The sequence below is a fragment of the Nitrospirillum goiasense genome (assembly GCF_034427435.1).
Taxonomy (GTDB): Bacteria; Pseudomonadota; Alphaproteobacteria; order Azospirillales; family Azospirillaceae; genus Nitrospirillum.
On the sequence record NZ_JAXQNP010000001.1, the window covers coordinates 620,295 to 637,327 of the forward strand.

Annotated in this window: 15 protein-coding genes; 9 read left to right on the top strand and 6 right to left on the bottom strand. The window is 67.8% G+C overall.

What is annotated here, in order from left to right:
- The first annotated feature begins 178 nt into the window (after window positions 1-178).
- From ULB03_RS02240 to cydB, 5 genes are all read left to right on the top strand, one after another.
- Entirely contained in the window at window positions 179-2,884 is a 2,706-nt protein-coding gene (locus tag ULB03_RS02240) for a TonB-dependent receptor (protein WP_322481694.1), read from the top strand.
- 66 nt (window positions 2,885-2,950) lie between these two features.
- Window positions 2,951-4,480, top strand: a complete 1,530-nt coding sequence (locus ULB03_RS02245; protein ID WP_322481695.1) for a tryptophan halogenase family protein — start codon at window positions 2,951-2,953, stop codon at window positions 4,478-4,480.
- Window positions 4,477-5,901, top strand: a complete 1,425-nt coding sequence (locus tag ULB03_RS02250) for a family 43 glycosylhydrolase (protein WP_322481696.1) — start codon at window positions 4,477-4,479, stop codon at window positions 5,899-5,901. The genes ULB03_RS02245 and ULB03_RS02250 overlap by 4 nt, the downstream gene beginning before the upstream one ends.
- Window positions 5,902-6,092: 191 nt before the next feature.
- Entirely contained in the window at window positions 6,093-7,532 is a 1,440-nt protein-coding gene (locus ULB03_RS02255) for a cytochrome ubiquinol oxidase subunit I (protein ID WP_322481697.1), read from the top strand.
- Window positions 7,529-8,542, top strand: coding sequence for a cytochrome d ubiquinol oxidase subunit II (cydB, locus tag ULB03_RS02260; RefSeq protein WP_322481698.1), 1,014 nt, complete (start codon window positions 7,529-7,531; stop codon window positions 8,540-8,542). The genes ULB03_RS02255 and cydB overlap by 4 nt, the downstream gene beginning before the upstream one ends.
- A gap of 41 nt (window positions 8,543-8,583) precedes the next feature.
- On the opposite strand, the gene ULB03_RS02265 is transcribed toward cydB, so the two are convergent.
- The 3 genes from ULB03_RS02265 to ULB03_RS02275 all read right to left on the bottom strand — a co-directional run bounded on the left by ULB03_RS02265 (window position 8,584) and on the right by ULB03_RS02275 (window position 11,697).
- Window positions 8,584-9,789: an NnrS family protein gene (locus tag ULB03_RS02265; RefSeq protein ID WP_322481699.1), complete on the bottom strand. Its 1,206-nt coding sequence runs from the start codon at window positions 9,787-9,789 to the stop codon at window positions 8,584-8,586.
- Window positions 9,790-10,386: 597 nt separating this feature from the next.
- Window positions 10,387-10,926, bottom strand: coding sequence for a GAF domain-containing protein (locus tag ULB03_RS02270; protein WP_322481700.1), 540 nt, complete (start codon window positions 10,924-10,926; stop codon window positions 10,387-10,389).
- 60 nt (window positions 10,927-10,986) lie between these two features.
- The gene (locus ULB03_RS02275; RefSeq protein WP_322481701.1) at window positions 10,987-11,697 is read right to left on the bottom strand and encodes a glutamine amidotransferase; all 711 of its coding nucleotides are present in this window, start codon (window positions 11,695-11,697) and stop codon (window positions 10,987-10,989) included.
- A 147-nt stretch (window positions 11,698-11,844) separates the two neighbouring features.
- On the opposite strand from ULB03_RS02275, the gene ULB03_RS02280 reads away from it, so the two are divergent.
- Complete coding sequence (locus ULB03_RS02280) at window positions 11,845-12,180, top strand: YbbC/YhhH family protein (RefSeq protein ID WP_322481702.1); 336 nt, start codon at window positions 11,845-11,847, stop codon at window positions 12,178-12,180.
- 43 nt (window positions 12,181-12,223) lie between these two features.
- Here ULB03_RS02280 and ULB03_RS02285 read toward each other — a convergent pair whose 3' ends face one another.
- Window positions 12,224-12,967 (bottom strand): Crp/Fnr family transcriptional regulator, encoded by a 744-nt coding sequence (locus ULB03_RS02285; RefSeq protein ID WP_322481703.1) that lies wholly within the window; start codon window positions 12,965-12,967, stop codon window positions 12,224-12,226.
- Between the two features lie 175 nt (window positions 12,968-13,142).
- On the opposite strand from ULB03_RS02285, the gene ULB03_RS02290 reads away from it, so the two are divergent.
- Window positions 13,143-14,048 (top strand): ketopantoate reductase family protein, encoded by a 906-nt coding sequence (locus ULB03_RS02290; protein WP_322481704.1) that lies wholly within the window; start codon window positions 13,143-13,145, stop codon window positions 14,046-14,048.
- On the opposite strand, the gene ULB03_RS02295 is transcribed toward ULB03_RS02290, so the two are convergent.
- Together ULB03_RS02295 and ULB03_RS02300 are read right to left on the bottom strand one after the other, a co-directional pair.
- A complete protein-coding gene (locus tag ULB03_RS02295; RefSeq protein ID WP_322481705.1) occupies window positions 14,045-15,256 on the bottom strand; it encodes an acyltransferase family protein in 1,212 nt (403 codons plus the stop codon). The two genes, ULB03_RS02290 and ULB03_RS02295, sit on opposite strands and share 4 nt — an antisense overlap.
- A 115-nt stretch (window positions 15,257-15,371) precedes the next feature.
- A complete protein-coding gene (locus ULB03_RS02300) occupies window positions 15,372-15,956 on the bottom strand; it encodes a TetR/AcrR family transcriptional regulator (protein WP_322481706.1) in 585 nt (194 codons plus the stop codon).
- A gap of 199 nt (window positions 15,957-16,155) precedes the next feature.
- Here ULB03_RS02300 and ULB03_RS02305 point away from each other — a divergent pair, with 199 nt between their 5' ends.
- A complete protein-coding gene (locus ULB03_RS02305) occupies window positions 16,156-16,278 on the top strand; it encodes a hypothetical protein (RefSeq protein WP_322481707.1) in 123 nt (40 codons plus the stop codon).
- Window positions 16,279-16,364: 86 nt separating this feature from the next.
- On the top strand, window positions 16,365-16,910 hold the full coding sequence (locus tag ULB03_RS02310; protein ID WP_322481708.1) for a cysteine hydrolase family protein: 546 nt from the start codon (window positions 16,365-16,367) through the stop codon (window positions 16,908-16,910).
- Window positions 16,911-17,033 lie beyond the last annotated feature (123 nt).

Below are 17,033 nucleotides of genomic sequence, written 5' to 3' on the forward strand. Positions count from 1 at the left end.
TAGCCTTGGTATATTAATCATACAAAATAAGATATCCGGGCGAACAGGTGTCCCGGAGAACAGGGCATAAAACGGGAGGATCAAAATGAAGCGTGCCAAGGTGCACCGGATGGCAGGCCCATCCGTTGCCGTCGTCGCCCTCATGGCTTTTTCACATCCGGCTTGGGCGCAGCAGTCCATGGCTCAAACGGCGGAAAACCCGCCCCAGGGGAAGCCGTCGACCGACACCGGGGAACTGGAAGAAATCATTGTCACGGGCGCCCGCGCCGCTTTGGGCTCGGCCCAGGCCATCAAGCGCAACGCCGATCAAATCGTCGACTCCGTCCAGGCGGAAGATATCGGCAAGCTGCCGGACGCGAACACCATCGAGGCCTTGCAGCGTATCACCGGCGTGCAGATCCAGCGGCGCTATGGCGAGGGGGCGACGGACTTCGACCACCGCACGCAGCCGGCGGTCACGGTGCGCGGCTTGACCCAGACCCTGAACCTGATGGATGGGCGGGCCGTGTTCTCCGCCGCGGGAAGCCGGTCTTTCGACCTCGAAGGCATTCCGCCGGAGCTGCTGGCCGGGATCGACGTTTACAAGAACCCGCCCGCCTCCATGATCGAGGGGGGCGTGGGCGGCGCCATCAACCTACGCACCCGATTGCCGTTCGACGCGCCCGACCAAATCGTCAGCGCCACCGTGAAAGGCAATTATTACGACCGCGCCGACAAGTTCGGCGGTTCCGCCTCGGCCCTCTACAGCGACCGCGAACAGACCGGCGTCGGTGAGATGGGCTTCCTGCTCAATGCCGTCTATGGCAAGAGCGACTACCGCCAGGACGCGATCCTGGTGGGGCAGCAGGCGGACGTGCCCGCCGGCCTCATCCCCAATGCCCCCAGCAATGCCAAGGTGCCGCTTGGCTTGCAGATTTATGATGACAATGGCGACCGTGAGCGCATTGGCGTGGCCGGCGCCTATCAGTGGCGGATCAACTCCGACCTGATGGTGACGTCGCAGGTGCAGTACACGAAGTATAAGTTCGACCGCACGGGCGCGTACTACTATCCCATCGACAACTCGTCGACCCCCGCCCCCACGCCGGGCGCCGCCTTCACCTTCGGCAGCGACGGCTACGCGACCAGCGGTTCGATCTCCAACCAGATTTTCGAGGCCGGCCGGTTTGACCAGGCCCTGGACACGGACTCCACCAACGCGACCTTCAACGTCTCCTGGGCGACCACGTCCCACCTGACCATGAAGTTCGATGCGCAGTACATGAAGTCGCGCTACGACGCCGACCGGAATGGCCTGGTCCTCTCGCTGCATCAAAAGACGGGGGAAACGGGGTTCACCGGACCCAACCAATCCATCATCGACTTTGACCTGCGCGGCGACACCCCGGTGTGGAATGTCCGCAATCCGGCGCTGCTGACCAATGTCAGCAACTACACGGTGCCGTTCATCGCCGACTCCCTGACCCGCAACGACGCCGACCAGACCGCGCTGGCCTATGACGTCGACTATGACAATTCGGGCAGCTTCTTCAATCGCTTGCGGGCGGGCGCCCGGTATACCGACAGCAACATCACCTTGCGCGGCACCTGGAATGGCGTCTGCCTGTACCGCGATGCCGCCGCCGATCCGAGCTGCAGCGCCCCGGACGGCACCGCGCTGCCGCCCCTCAGCCAGTATCCGCAACTGTTCAAATCCGGCCCCTCGGCGAATTTCTTCGACGGGCGCACGCTGCCGGGCGGGGTGCTGTATCCGGAATTCCTGCCGGGTTCCAGCCTCTGGAACAGCCTGGGGTCCACCTACGCCCTGCTGGGCGCCCAGCGCAAGTTGAGCTTCTCGCCGGCGGACATCACCACCCTGAACGAAAAGACCGTGGCCGGGTACGTGACCGCGGATTACGAGACGGAACTGATCGGGATGCCGGTCGACGGCAATGTCGGCGTCCGTCTCGCCCAAACCAAGCTCACCTCGACCGGCACCCAGTTCAACGCCAACGGTACGACCCAGCAGATCGCGACCGACAAGTCCTATCTGTCGCCGCTGCCCAGTTTCAACATCCGCTTCCGCCCCACCGACGAATTCCAGATCCGGGGCGCCTATTCGAAAGCCATCACGCGGCCCAATTTCGATCAGCTTTCAACCAACCTGACCCTGAACGCCGCCAACCAGATCAACCCGCTGACCGGACGCCCCAGCGCCAGTCAGGGCAACCCCAACCTCGATCCGATTAAATCAGATAATTATGATCTGACGGCGGAGTGGTATTTTTCCTCCACCGGGTCGTTGACGGCCGGCTTGTTCTATAAGGAGACGAACGGCTTCATCTTCGGGGACAACGTCGTCAGGACCTATGACGGCCGGGCCTATGACACGGCCACGTCCGCCAACGCGGGTGGCGGTTCAATCAAAGGCTTCGAGGTGGCCTACCAGCAGTTCTTCGATTTCCTGCCCGGTTTGCTCAGCGGCCTCGGCTTCCAGGCGAACTACACCTATGCGTACAGCGCCGTGGATTTCACCACCCACGATGCGTCGGGCAACCCGATCACGACGCTGCGGCCGTTGGAGAAGCTGTCCAGGCACAGCTACAATCTGGTCGGGCTTTATGAAAAGGGGCCGGTTTCGGCCCGGCTCGCCTGGAACTGGCGTGGTCCTTACTTCGATACCACGACCGGCAGCGGCGCCAACGGCACGATGCAGTACCAGAAAGCCTATTCCACCCTCGACGCCTCGGTCAGCCTGAACCTGTCGAGCCATGTCGCTGTGACGTTCGACGCCGTCAATCTCACCAACAGCATGAGCGTCACCTACATCGACACCCCAAGCCAGCCGTTGCAATACACGCTGAATGACCGCCGGTTTGGCGTTTCCGTCCGCGCGACCTACTGAGTCCCTTCCTTGCCGGTGTGGTCACCCCGACCACACCGGCGCCTTTTCCTGGAAGAGTGTGGCATCGTGAGCCTGAACGGACCGCTTGGACATATCGCGATCATCGGCGGCGGCACCGCCGGCTGGATGGCGGCCGCCGCGCTGGCCCGGGTTCTGGGCCGCCACGGCCCGGCCATAACCCTGGTGGAGTCGGAGGAGATCGGCACCGTCGGGGTGGGGGAGGCGACCATTCCGCCCATCCAGGCCTTCAACGCCATGCTGGGCATCAATGAGGATGACTTCCTGCGCGCCACCCAGGGCACCTTCAAGCTGGGCATCGACTTCATTGATTGGCTAAGGCCGGGGCACCGCTACTTCCATCCCTTCGGGGACCATGGGGTCGATTTCGGCCCCGTTCCCTTTGATGGCCTGTGGCACAAGCTATGGCCGCGGGGGATGGCGGCGCCGCTGGACGCTTATTCCATTTGCGCCGCCGCCGCGGCGGCTGGCCGCTTCGCGCGGCCGACGCAGGGCGACAACACCCCGCTGTCCCGCATCAGCTACGCCTTCCATTTCGACGCGGCGCTTTACGCCCAGCTGTTGCGCACCCATGCCGAGGCCGCCGGCGTCACCCGGCGCGAGGGGCGCGTGACGGCGGTGGACCTGCGGCCCGATGGGTTCATCGAGGCGGTGACGCTGTCCTGTGGCACGCGCGTGACCGCCGACTTTTTCATCGACTGTTCCGGTTTCCGGGGATTGTTGATCGCCGATGCCCTGGGGGCGGGGTTCCAGGACTGGGGGCACTGGCTGCCCAACGACCGGGCGGTGGCCGTTCCGTGCGCGCCGGGCGGGTCGTTCACGCCCTACACCCGGTCGACGGCCCGCGACGCCGGCTGGCAATGGCGCATTCCCCTGCGCAACCGCATCGGCAATGGCTATGTCTACTCCAGCGCCCATCTGTCCGATGACGGGGCCGTGGCGACGCTGATGGCCAATCTTGATGGCGTGGCCTTGGCGGAGCCGCGCCTGCTGCGCTTCCGCACCGGCCGGCGGGACGCCTTCTGGGTCAAGAACTGCGTCGCTCTGGGATTGGCCGCCGGCTTCCTGGAGCCCCTGGAATCCACCAGCATCCACCTGATCCAGGCCGGCATCGCCCGGTTTTTGGAAATGTTGCCCACCCGCGCGTTCGAGCCGGCGGACATCCGCCGCTACAACCGCTTGATGGCCGCCGAATTCGATGGCGTGCGCGACTTCGTGATCCTGCATTTCCATGCCACGGAGCGGGCCGATACCCCGTATTGGACCCAAGTCCGGACCATGGACGTGCCGGAAACCCTGGCCGAACGCCTGCGCATCTACCGCGCCACCGGCCGTGTCTTCCGCGAGGCGGACGACCTGTTCACCAAGACCAGTTGGCTGGCGGTCATGCAGGGCCAGGGCCTGATGGCACAGGGTTACGATCCCCTGGCCGACGGCATGCCGGAGACGGAGGCCCGGGCCAGGCTGGACAGAATCGCCGCGGTGACCGCCGCTGCGGTTCAGCGGCTGCCCAGCCATGGGGAGTTCATCCGCACCCGCGTGGACGCTGGTTTTCAGCCTTGGGGAGAGTCCTTATGAGGGGATGGACATCGACGGGCGGCAACCGCCCCACGGGGCCAAGGGCTGTGGCCCGCCGGGCGCTGATGGCGCTTCTCCTGTTGGCCGCGACCTTCACCCAGGCGGCGCACGGTGCGGAACCCCCATTGGCCGCGCCTGGGTGGGACGCGCCTGGGCAAGGCAATCCCTTGCTGCCCGGTTATGCCGCCGACCCGTCCATCGTGCACTGGCAGGGGCGATGGTATGTCTTCACCACCCTGGACCCCTGGGGGGACGACCGCCTGGGATTGTGGCAGTCCGACAATGGCCGGGACTGGACCTTTTCCACGCCGGACTGGCCCGCCAAGGCCGCGGCGACCAGCCCAACCTCCGGCGACGCCAAGGTCTGGGCGCCCTCGGTGGTCCAGGGCCGGGATGGGCGGTGGTGGATGTATGTCTCGGTGGGCAGCGAGGTATGGGTCGGCACCGCCCCCACGCCTGCCGGCCCCTGGCGGGACGCCAACGGCGGCAAGCCCTTGATCCCGGGCAACTTCATCCCCGGATACCATATGATCGACGCCGAGGCCTTCATCGACGATGACGGCCAAGCGTATCTCTATTGGGGCTCGGGACTGAACTGGGTCAATGGGCACTGCTTCGTGGTCCGGCTGAACCCCGACATGGTTTCCTTCGACGGGCAGCCGCGGGATGTCACGCCGGGGCATTACTTCGAGGCGCCGTTCATGGTGAAGGCCGGCGACCGCTATTTCCTGATGTACAGCGATGGCAACACCATCGCCGGCACCTATCAGGTCCGGTACGCCGTGGGGGAATCCCCGCTGGGTCCGTTCACCGAGGCGCCCGGTAATCCCTTGCTGGCGACCGATGCCGACAAGCAGATCATCAGCCCGGGACATCACGCCGTTTTCCGCTCCGGCGGGCAGACCTACATCCTGTATCACCGTCAGGCGCTGCCCTTTCCCCCGGCCGATGCCGCGGTGTTGCGTCAGGTCGTGGTGGACCGTTTGGACTTCGGTGCCGACGGCCTGTTGCGGCGGGTCATCCCCAGCCATGGCGCGCCGGTGGCCGGGTTCGCGCCCCATCGCACCATTGGATTGAGGTGGCGAGCGGTGGGCGGTGGCGATGGTCTGCACGGCCCGGCCCGGGCCGGTGACGACAATTACGCCACCTTGTGGAAGCCCGCCCCGGGTGAAGCCCCGGTGTTGACGGCGGATTTGGGGGCGGTGCGATCCATCAAGGAAAGCCGCCTCCTGCCGGAGTATCCGACCCACGTTTATCATTTCCATGTCGAGGCATCGGATGATGGACGGACCTGGAAACGGATCACCCCCGATCAGACGGGCCAAGGCTCCCCCGTCATCGTTTCGCATCCGGTACGGGCCCGCTATCTCCGGCTGGTGTTCACAGGCGACGCCGCTTTATGGGAATGGTCCATATTCTGACCGCCGCCGTCATTTTTCCATTCAATCCTTCAATCCTTCAAAGCCCCGCAGGCCTTAGACAATTCGACCGATGGACGGTTCGCCCGCCTAAGCGGATCCTGTCCGCCTGTGAGCGTCGGGGGTCTTTGCAACCGGATGGCCGTCTCCAGCGGCACCGGAGCCCGGCGGCATCCGAGAAGGAGACCAGTCCCATGTCTACCGACAGTTTGCTGGATCCGTTGATTCTGTCCCGCGTGCAATTCGTCTGGGTGGTGGCCTGGCATATCCTGCTGCCGGCCTTCACCGTGGGCATCGCTTCCTACATCGCCATGCTGGAAGGCTTGCACGCCTGGACCGCCAAGCCCGTTTACCTGCGGATTTCCAAATTCTGGATCCGCGTCTTCGCCGTCACCTTCGGCATGGGCGTGGTCAGCGGCATCGTCATGCCCTTCCAGTTCGGCACGAACTGGAGCCGTTTCACCGATGCCGTGTCCAACGTGGTGGGGCCGCTGTTCGCCTATGAAGGGCTGACGGCCTTCTTCCTGGAGGCCGCCTTCCTGGGCGTGCTGCTGTTCGGGCGCAAGCTGGTGCCGCCCTGGGCCCATTTCGTGGCCGCCAGCATGGTGGCCCTGGGCACCCTGCTCTCCACCTTCTGGATCCTGGCGGTGAACAGCTGGATGCAGACCCCCCAAGGCTACACCGTCATCGACGGGCGCTTCTTCCCGGCCAGCTGGGTGGACATCATTTTCAGCCCCAGCTTCCCCTATCGCCTGGCCCATGTGGTCAGCGGCTTCTATGTCACCACCGCGTTCGTCGTCCTGGCGGTGGGCGCCTACACCCTGCGCCAGGGCCGCTTCCCGGAGGAAGGGCGGGTGATGATGCGCATGGCGCTGGGCTTCCTCACCCTGTTCGTGCCGTTGCAGATCGTGCTGGGCGACATGCACGGCCTGAACACCCTGGAACACCAGCCGGCCAAGCTGGCCGCCATGGAAGGGTTGTGGGAGGGCGGGCAGGGCGTTCCCGCCTCCCTCTTCGGCTTTCCCGACCAGAAGGCGGAAACCAACCATTGGGAAATCACCGTGCCCAAGCTGGGCAGCCTTTACCTCACCCATCACTGGGATGGGGCCGTGAAGGGGCTGAAGGATTTCCCCGCGGATCAGCGGCCGCCGGTGCTGGTGGTCTATTGGGCCTTCCGTGTCATGGTCGGTGCCGGTCTGCTGATGTTGGCCATCGTCGGCGTGGGGTGGCTGCTGCGCTGGGGCGGCCGATTGTACAGCACGGGTTGGTATCTGCGCGGCGTGCAATGGGCCGGCCCCCTGGGCTTCGTCGCCGTCCTGGCCGGCTGGACGACGACGGAGGTGGGGCGCCAGCCCTGGACCGTTTATGGCCTGATGCGCACGGCGGACTCGGTGACGCCATCGCTGACCGGCGGTGACGTGCTGCTGTCCCTGCTGATGTACCTGGCCGTCTATCTGCTGATCTATCCCACCGGCCTGCTGTTCCTGCGGCGCATCGTGCGCAACGGCCCGCTGGACCATGACGCGCAGAACGACACGCCGGTGGAAAGCGGGCGCCCCGCCCAGCCGGTGGTGGCCCTGCCGCTGGCCCAGCTTCCCGACGCTTCCCCCTCCCTTGAAGGACACGCGCCATGAACGGCCCCATTCTCGACCTTGTCGGCGTCTGGACGGTGATCCTGGGCGCCGGTGTCTTCTTCTACGTGCTGCTGGACGGGTTCGATCTGGGCGTGGGCATGCTCTACGGCCTGAACCCGGACAGCACCTCGCGCGCCATCATCATGAATTCCATCGCCCCCATCTGGGATGGTAACGAGACCTGGCTGATCCTGGGGGGCGTCGCCCTGCTGGCGGCCTTCCCCCTGGCCTTCGCCATCATCATTCCGGCCCTGTACTTCCCCGTCCTGCTCATGCTGCTGGCCCTCATCTTCCGGGGCGTGGCCTTCGAGTTCCGCTTCAAGGACAAGGAGCACCGGGGCTTTTGGGACAACGCCTTCGCCTATGGCTCCGCCGTCGCCACCTTCGCGCAGGGAACGGTGCTGGGCGCCTTCATCCAGGGCTTCCAGGTCGAAGGCCGCCAGTTCACCGGCGGCTCCTTCGACTGGCTGACGCCCTTTTCCGTCATGACGGGCGTGGCCTTGATGGCGGGCTACACCCTGCTGGGCGCCGGCTGGCTGATCCTGAAGACCGAGGGCGGCTTGCAGGACTGGGCGCGGATGCAGGGGCGGCGCGCCCTGCTGCTGGTGCTGACCGGCATCGGCATCGTCAGCCTGTGGACGCCGTATGCCGAGCCCGACATCGCCCAGCGCTGGTTCACCTGGCCCAACACCGCCTTCCTGGCGCCCGTGCCCATCGCCAGCGCGCTACTGGCCTGGGCGACATGGCGCAGCCTGGGCCGCAACCATGACGCCTGGCCCTTCGTTTATGGAATCGGCCTGTTCCTCACCGCCTATCTGGGCCTGGCCATCAGCCTGTGGCCCAACATCGTGCCCCACAAATATTCATTGTGGGAGGCCGCCAGCTCGCAAAGCACCCAGGCCTTCCTGCTGGTGGGCACGCTGTTCCTGTTGCCCATCATCCTGCTGTACAGCGGCTGGTCCTACTGGGTCTTCCGCGGCAAGGTGAAGGCCGACGCCGGGTATCATTGATGGCGTGGTGCGGGGCCGGTTCGCGCCGGCCCCGCACCGCCTCACGCCGTCAGCCGGGGGCGGCACCAGTACGGGGCGTAGCGGCCGGCGAACAGCACGAAGGCGGCGATCCACGCCAGCGCCGACAGGGCCAGCAGCGACAGGGGCAGGCCGCCCATCACGCTGGCGACGATGCGGGACAGCGCCGCGCCGTTGACCAGGACATAGACCCAGACCGTCACCCGGTCGGCCGTGAGGGCGCGGCCGGTATGGCCCAGCGACGCCCGGCTCATGACCGCCAGCATCATGGTGCCGATGGACCCGGCGGTCAGGGCGTGGATGGCGGCGGCGGTGGGGACGGCGCTGGTGAGCAGGCTGGCGCCCAGCAGGGCGGCACCCGCCACCAGCCACAGATATCCCAGGTGCAGGACGCTCAGCAGCGGCTCGGCCAGGGTGGCCCATCCCCGCCAGCGGCCCAGCCGCGCCAGGTTGATGGCGCTGGCCGTCAGCAGCAGGCCGCCGGCCGCCAGGGGGCCCATGCCGTGGCCGTTCGCCAGGAAGGCCCAGGCCAGCAGGCCGATATGCAGGCTGGCCAGCGCCAGCCGGTCGATCACGCCGGGCTTGGCCGGGGGCAGGGCCGTGGCCCCGCGCTTGACCAGCCAGTTGCGGGTGAAGGCCGGAATGATGCGCCCACCGATGGCGGAAATCAGGATGACGATGGCGGCCAGCCCCAGGCGCCAGCCCAGCCCAGCGGGCACGGCGGCGCCGGCCCCCTCCGCCACCATCAGCAGGTCGGCCGCCGTCAGCACCAGCAGCGGCACGGCCATCATCAGGTTGCGCCAGTTGCGCGCCGCCACCACCTGGCGTGCGGCATAGGCGGCCAGCGCCAGGGGCAGCCCGGCGTCGACGGCGCCCACCAGCATGGCCGGCGGTGTGGAAACCAGGGCGGTAAGTGCCAGCAGCCGGCCCGCCAGCCATAGGGCGACCAAGGCCCCCAAGGGTGTGCCGCGCAAAGGCGGCCGGCCGGTCCAGTTGGGTATGGCGGTCAGGATGAAACCCGCCACCCCCGCCATGACAAAGCCGAACAGCATCTCATGGATATGCCAGGCCAGCGGATCCAGCCCCCGCGGCCCCGCGATGCCGCTACTCAGCAGCGCCACCCAAATCGGCAAGGCGATGGCGGCCCACGCCGCCGACGCCAGGAAGAAGGGACGGAAGCCCTCGGCCAGCAGCGGGGGGCCGGCATAGGGGCGTGACGCGGGGACCATGGGAAAACCCTCCAGACAGGCGCGCCGCAACCGGCGCGATCCTGTCCAGGGTGGCCCTTTCCCCGATGGCCATCGTTGTGCTGGCGCAAACTCCCGGGCCATGGCTATGGCCCACCGAAGGGCGGAGCGAGGATGGCAAGGCCCCGGATGGGGCCGCCCGCAGGGCAACGGACGCGCCGGCCCCGCCGGCTAGGACGCGACGGCGTCCGCCGCAGCGAGCACCGAAGGGCGGAGCGAGGATGGCAAGGCCCCGGATGGGGCCGCCCGCAGGGCAACGGACGCGCCGGCCCCGCCGGCTAGGACGCGACGGCGTCCGCCGCAGCGAGCACCGAAGGGCGGAGCGAGGATGGCAAGGCCCCGGATGGGGCCGCCCGCAGGGCAACGGACGCGCCGGCCCCGCCGGCTAGGACGCGACGGCGTCCGCCGCAGCGAGCACCGAAGGGCGGAGCGAGGATGGCAAGGCCCCGGATGGGGCCGCCCGCAGGGCAACGGACGCGCCGGCCCCGCCGGCTAGGACGCGACGGCGTCCGCCGCAGCGAGCACCGAAGGGCGGAGCGAGGATGGCAAGGCCCCGGATGGGGCCGCCCGCAGGGCAACTTACAAAGGCCAGTCGCTGCCGGCAACGAACAGCGCCGCCAGGGCCTCGACACCGGCCTGGTCTTCCGCGTCGAAACGCGCCGGGTTGGGGCTGTCCAGGTCGATGACGCCGAGAACCTGGCCGTCCAGCATCAGCGGCACCACCAGTTCCGAACGTGAGGCCGCGTCGCAGGCGATGTGGCCGGGGAAGGCGTGCACATCCTCCACCAGCACGGACTGGCGCTTTTCCACCGCGGTGCCACAGACGCCCCGGCCCACGGCGATGCGCACACAGGCCGGCTTGCCCTGGAACGGGCCCAGTACCAGTTCCCGCGTGCCCCCCATGTTGTCCCCATCCAGGGTCTTGGGCGCCGCGTTGCGCATGAAGTAGAAACCGGCCCAGTTCAGGTCCGGCAAGGTGGTGAACAGCAGGGCGGACAGGTTGGCGGCGTTGGCGATGGCATCGCGCTCATCGGTCAGCAGGCCGGTCAGGTCCAGCGCCAGGTCGCTGTACAGCGTGGCCTTGTCGCGCGGGGTGTCGCAGGTGCGGGCTTGGAACATGGGCAGGCGTCCTTGAAAAGCGCTGACGAAGAAAAGGCGCAAACGGAATGGGCGGCGGTGTCAGCCCAGCCCCGCCAGCCAGGGGGTGATGATACGCTCCGCTTGGTCGGCGGCGCGGGCGGCCATCACACGGCCTGCGGCCCGCAGGTCCGGGATGGACAGGCCGGTGGCCGACAGTTCCGCCGCGTGGCCGACATACCACAGGTCCAGGCGCGCGGGATCGGCCTCGATATGGAACTGCAGGGCCAAGGCGTTTGTGCCATGGCCGTACGCTTGGTTGGTATAATGGTCGTTGCTGGCCAGGCGCACGGCGCCGGCCGGCAGGTCGAAGGTGTCGCCATGCCAATGCAACACCTGCGCGCCCACCTCGCCCAGTGGCGCCAGGCAGGAGGCCCGGCCGGCCTCCGTCAGGTTCAGCGCCCCCCAGCCGATTTCTTTCACGGGACCCGCATAGACCTTGGCGCCCAAGGCCCGGGCCATCAACTGCGCACCCAGGCAGATGCCCAGCACCGGCCGTCCGGCCGCCAGCCGTCGTTCCAGCAGGGCGATTTCCCGGGAGAGGAAGGGGTGGGCCTCCTCCTCGTACACCCCGATGGGCCCGCCCAGCACCACCAGCAGGTCGGCGTCGGCGAGGGCCGGGTCGGCCAGGTCGTCCACCGGCGCCTCCCGGTATTCCACCATCCATCCGCCCGTGGCCAGCACCGGCGCCAGCAGGCCCAAATCCTCGAACGCCACATGGCGCAGCGCGACGACTTTCCTGGTACGCGGCACGGGGAACCTCCAGCAAACGGGGCAGGGTGGACCGTTATAGGCGGTGGCGCAGCCGGGCGGGTAGGGATTTTGGTGATGCCAGCGCTCGTGGTATTTTCCAGCCCCCTGAAAGTCTGCAACAACTAGGTCAAGCCGACAGAGGACTGAATGCTGGCTTCTCGGCCGAAAGCTGTTTGGGTGTGCGCGTTCGCTGCCGCTTGGTCGTTCGCCACGGTGTCATTTGCGGCTAGCTATCTTCCGGAGGCGGGCTACGTCCCCAATGAGCAGACCGCTATTGCCGTCGCTGAAGCCGTGCTCATCCCCGTGTATGGCAAGGCGAAGATAGAATTGGAGAAGCCATTGACGGCTAAGCTGGAAGATGGCCGGTGGGTGGTCGATGGCCACCTGCGGCAGGGCTGGTTAAGCGTCAATCTAGGTGGTACGGCGCATGTGGTGATCGACAAGCAGACCGGTCAAATCCTGGAGATGATCCATGGCAAATAAAACTGCGTCGCCATCCACGGAATGGAGCCCGGGCTAACCTTCCCTACTGCCCCCCCTCCTCCGCCATGGCCGTGAGGGCCGCCAGGTCATGCAGGGTGATGCGGGGCCGTCCCTGGGGGCGGCCGCTGGACAGCCAGCCGCGCTTCTCCCAGGCGGCCAGCGTGCGGCTGGCGGTGTGTAGCGTGGTGCCGGACAGTTCGGCCAGATCCTTGCGGGTCAGGGGGAAGGCCAGGGCCGTGCCGTCATCCGACGCCTTGCTGCGGGCCGCCAGGCGCAGCAGGGCGCGGGCCAGGCGCTGCTCCACCCGGCCGGTGGTGACCTCGCGCAGGCGGTCCTGCACCTCCATCAGGCGGCGGCCAATGACCGTCACCAGGTTCAGGGCGATGGCCGGATGACGGGTGATCAGCTGGCGCAGGGCGGCCTCCGTCCATCGGATCTCCACACTGTCGGCCACGGTTTCGGCGTCGGCGGGGTAAAGGCGGTCGGTGAACAGCGGCACGCTGCCGAACATCTCGCCGGCGCCGATGAAGCGCAGGGCCACCTGGGCGCCGGCGGCGTTGGTCTGGCTGATGCGCACGCCGCCGCTCAACAGCGCGTGGCAATGATGGGCCGGGTCGCCCTGGTGGAACAGGGGGGTGTGGCGGGGCACGGTGCGGATCAGGGCCGCCGCCATCACCTCCGCCAGGGCGCTGGTGTCCAGGTCGCGGAACAACTCCATCCCCGCCAGCGCCTGGGGCGGCCAGGCGGCGCTTTGGGATGAGGTGGCGTGGGGGGTGGCGGACGGCATGGGGCGGCAGGATAGCCCGGCCGGCAGGGACGGTGAAGGGCGGGATCCGGTCCGGCGGATGCGCTTTCGGCGGGGGAGGGATGAGTGATGGGCCGTTGCGCCGCCCCCGGTCCGCCCGCACCTTGGCCGCAACGCCGCGTAGCGAAAGACGCGCCAGCACAGGGAGACACTCAGGATGAACATCGGTGTCATGGGGGCGGGCGCCGTCGGCTGCTTCTTCGGCGGACTGCTGGCCCGCGCCGGCCATGCCGTCACCCTGGTGGGCCGGCCGGCCCTGGTGGACGCGGTGCGCGCGCAGGGCCTAAGGCTGCAGATGAAGGATGGATTCGACGGCCGGATCGCCGTCGGCGCCGCCACGGGCCCCGAGGCGCTGGCCGATGCCGACTTGGTGCTGTTCTGCGTGAAGTCCGCGGATACCGAGGCGACGGGGCGCGCCCTGCTGCCCCATTTGAAGCCGGGCGCCGTGGTGCTGGCGATGCAGAACGGCGTCGACAACGCCGAACGGCTGGCCGCGGTGCTGGGCCGGCCGGTGGTGCCGGTGGTGGTGTATGTCGCCACCGACATGGCGGGGCCCGCCCATGTGCGCCACCATGGCCGGGGCGACCTGATCCTGGGCACCGGCCCGGATAGCGAGCGGTTGGCCGAGGTGCTGCGGGGGGCCAACATTCCGGCCACGGTGTCAGCCGGCGTCACCGCCGCCTTGTGGGACAAGCTGATCATCAATTGCGCCTACAATGCCATGTCGGCGGTGGCGCAGGTGACCTACGGCACCATGGTGACCGTGCCCGAGGTGCGCGCTGTCATGGCCGACGTGGTGGCGGAGGCTGTGGCCGTGGCGCGTGGCCAGGGCATCGCCGTGGCTGACGACATCCTGGACCGGGTCATGGCCCTGGCCTCGGCCATGCCCGCCCAATTCTCTTCCACCGCGCAGGACTTGGCGCGCGGCAAGCGCAGCGAGATCGATTATCTGAACGGCCATGTCGTGCGCCAGGGCGCCGCCCTGGGCATCGCCACGCCCGCCAACCGCACCCTGCTGGCCCTGGTCAAGCTGCTTGAGGCGAAGGCCGTCCTCGCCGCCTAAAGCCGGACGTGCAGGCCCCGGTGATGCAGGGGCAAGAGCGCCAGCACCACCAGGCCCAGGATCCCCAGCGCGCAGGCGAAAGAGGCGAGGTAGGGGTCGGCGATCACCGCCCCCGCCAACCCATCGCCCCAGCCCTGCGGGGTCATAGGGCCTTCGGGGCTGGCGATGAAGGGCACACCGCCGATGGCGCTCAGGATCTGCGACAGGGTGAAGGCCAGGATGGCGTTGCCGCCCAGCACGCGGAAGGGCAGCATCAGCGCGTGGGGCAGGGGCGCCGGTCCCCGGTCCAGCAAGGCCGACAGGACGACCAGCACGCCCAGCGAGAAACCGCTGCTGAACAAGGCGAAGCTGCTGGTCCAGATGCGTTTGTTGATCACGAAGATCGGATCCAACGCCAAGCCGATCCCCATCAGGCCGATGGCGGCCGCCAGCAGGAACGGGCGGCCCTTGGATGCGTCCGGGTTGGCCCGCAGCACCGTGCCAGCCAGCACCCCCACCAGCACGTTGACCGTCGCGGGCAGGGTGGACAGCAATCCCTCGGAATCATACACCACCGTGCCGGCCGCATTGGTGCCGTAGGGCCAGAGGTGGGGCACCGTGAACACGCCCCGGTCGATCCATGAGGCGAGGTTGCCGTCGGGGTCGAGATGCCCCGCCCCCACACCCGGCACCGGCACCCAGGCCAGCAGCGCCCAATAGCCCAGCAGAACGATCGCCATGGCGATCAGCAGCGCCCGCCGGTTCACCGCCGCGCAGCCGTCCGGCCCCGTCGAGGCGGTCGCCAGGCACAGCGAGGCGGCCAGGGCGTAGCACAGGGCGATCCGCTGCAGGATGCCGGGCAGGCGCAGGTGCGCCAGGTCGAAATAGGGCAGGGCGTTCAGCACCAGCCCCAGCGCGATCAGCGCCGCGCAGCGCCGCACGATCTTGATCCCCGCCGCCCGCCGGTTCTGGGCCAGCTTGGCGAAGGACAGGGCAATGGCCAGGCCCACGCTGAACAGGAAGGTGGGAAACACCATGTCCGCCAGGGTCCAGCCGTCCCAGGGCGCGTGCTTCAGCGGGGCGTAGGCCTTGTTCCAGTCCCCTGGGCTGACCACCAGGATCATGCCGGCGACGGCCAAGCCACGCAGCGCATCCAGCGACAGCAGGCGGCTGGAAGCGTCGCTGATCGCGCCCCGCGCGCCGGATGGTATGGTCGTGGCTCTGTTCATGACGCTCCGGTCCTCCCCATGATTTTTATGGGCGGCATCATGACATGCTGTGACAACGTTGTCACATTGGTTTCGGGCAGTCCTTTTTCCCTCTTTCAACGAAGATCGGAAAACTCTAGGCGGCCGGCTCGGCCGCGATGCCGTTCACCAGGATGTCGATGACGCCGTCCATCCAGGCGTCGTCGGTTGGGATGTGCAGCAGCAACTGGTGATAGATGGCGCCGAAGGTCATGTCCAGGATGGTATGCGGGGTCACGTCCGGGCGGATGGACCCGTCGGCGATGCCCCGCTCCAGCAGGGGAATCACCTCCGCCCGGCGGGGGGCCACCAGCTTTTCCTTGAACAGGCGCAAGGTTTCGGGGTCGCGCTGGCATTCCGCCAGGATTCCGGCCAGGATGCGGCCGGTGCTGCCGCGCATGGCCTTGGCCACGGATTTCAACAGCCGGCGATATTCCGCCAGGGCGTTGTCGCTCTTGGGTTCCAGCGACATTTCGCGGTTGATGGTGTCCAGCGTCGCCTCCATGGCGATGGCGCCGCGGCTGGGCCACCAGCGGTACAGCGTGCTGCGCGATGTCCCGGAGCGGCAGGCCACCTTGTCCAGCGTCAGCCGGGCCAGGCCCTCCTCCTGCAACAGCTCATAGGTCGCCTTCAGGATGGCGGCGTGACTGGCGTCGCTCCGGGGGCGACCGACGGGGGCCATGGGAACTCTCCTCGATATGCACGCCCGTATCGGCGCGGGTCCCAACGACGGCCACCATAGGCCCCCTCGATGACCAGGGCGAGGGGGGTGACCATCCAGGCACGCGACATGATCCCGCATCGGCAGGCCCGCGCCCCGGCGCCATCGCCCTTTGGCCACCTGGTGGTCCGTCGCGGTTGCGGGACCGGGATAAGGGGACTTGACGTCCTACCCTGCTGCCCGCATGGTGTCGGCCATGAACGCCATTTTCGCCCTGACCGTCAAAACCACCGTCACCACCACCGCCATCGGCGGGCGGTGCGGGACGGGCTTGTCGGCGTAAGGCCAGGTCGTTCCGCAACCCCCGCCCTAACGGGACGGGGGAGATGGCCAGCGGCGCCTCCGTTCCAACCCTGAACGGAGATCGTCATGAGCCCCCAACCTTCCCGTCGTTCGTCTTCCGCCCTCATCGTGCTCGACATGCAGGTGGGCTTGCTGCACGGCCCTGTGCCGCCGCATGGCGGCGCTGGCGTCGTGGTGCGGATCCAGGACATGGCTGATCGCGCCCGCCGGGCTGGCGGCATGGTCGTGCTGGTCCAGCATGACGGGCCCCAGGGGTCGCGGGCGGCGCCGGGCTCGGCCGACTGGCAACTGGTGGAACAACTGGCGCCCCAGGCCGGCGACCTGGTGGTGCGCAAGTCGCGGCCCAGCGTCTTCGCCGGCACGGAACTGGCCGCCCTGCTGCGCGACCACGGCATCGGCCGGGTGGTGCTGTCGGGCATGAAGACGGAATACTGCGTTGACGCCTCCTGCCGGGCCGCGCGCGACCTGGGGTTCGAGGCTGTGCTGGCCGGCGATGCCCATACCACGATCGATACGCCGGCACTGGCGGCGGGTGCCATCATCCAGCACCACAACCTGACGCTGGGCGGCCCTTTCGCCCAGGTGATGCCGGCCGCGGCGGTGGGGTTCTGATCCATGACGTCGCGGCCGTTCCGCCGGCCCGCCTTACCCAAAATACTTACGGGGATGCAAGTAGCGGAAAAGGCGCAAGTTTGTTGAAAATGCCAGCTATCCCCGCCCGGCGGTCACCGCTTG

What these genes read in the sequence shown, in the direction of transcription:
- ULB03_RS02280 (WP_322481702.1), top strand. Translation starts at nt 11,845, where the DNA reads ATGCTGGCTTCTCGGCCGAAAGCTGTTTGGGTGTGCGCGTTCGCTGCC.
- ULB03_RS02300 (WP_322481706.1), bottom strand. Translation starts at nt 15,956, where the DNA reads ATGGCCCCCGTCGGTCGCCCCCGGAGCGACGCCAGTCACGCCGCCATC.
- ULB03_RS02240 (WP_322481694.1), top strand. Translation starts at nt 179, where the DNA reads ATGGCTCAAACGGCGGAAAACCCGCCCCAGGGGAAGCCGTCGACCGAC.
- ULB03_RS02265 (WP_322481699.1), bottom strand. Translation starts at nt 9,789, where the DNA reads ATGGTCCCCGCGTCACGCCCCTATGCCGGCCCCCCGCTGCTGGCCGAG.
- ULB03_RS02295 (WP_322481705.1), bottom strand. Translation starts at nt 15,256, where the DNA reads ATGAACAGAGCCACGACCATACCATCCGGCGCGCGGGGCGCGATCAGC.
- ULB03_RS02255 (WP_322481697.1), top strand. Translation starts at nt 6,093, where the DNA reads ATGTCTACCGACAGTTTGCTGGATCCGTTGATTCTGTCCCGCGTGCAA.
- ULB03_RS02250 (WP_322481696.1), top strand. Translation starts at nt 4,477, where the DNA reads ATGAGGGGATGGACATCGACGGGCGGCAACCGCCCCACGGGGCCAAGG.
- cydB (WP_322481698.1), top strand. Translation starts at nt 7,529, where the DNA reads ATGAACGGCCCCATTCTCGACCTTGTCGGCGTCTGGACGGTGATCCTG.
- ULB03_RS02270 (WP_322481700.1), bottom strand. Translation starts at nt 10,926, where the DNA reads ATGTTCCAAGCCCGCACCTGCGACACCCCGCGCGACAAGGCCACGCTG.
- ULB03_RS02290 (WP_322481704.1), top strand. Translation starts at nt 13,143, where the DNA reads ATGAACATCGGTGTCATGGGGGCGGGCGCCGTCGGCTGCTTCTTCGGC.
- ULB03_RS02285 (WP_322481703.1), bottom strand. Translation starts at nt 12,967, where the DNA reads ATGCCGTCCGCCACCCCCCACGCCACCTCATCCCAAAGCGCCGCCTGG.
- ULB03_RS02310 (WP_322481708.1), top strand. Translation starts at nt 16,365, where the DNA reads ATGAGCCCCCAACCTTCCCGTCGTTCGTCTTCCGCCCTCATCGTGCTC.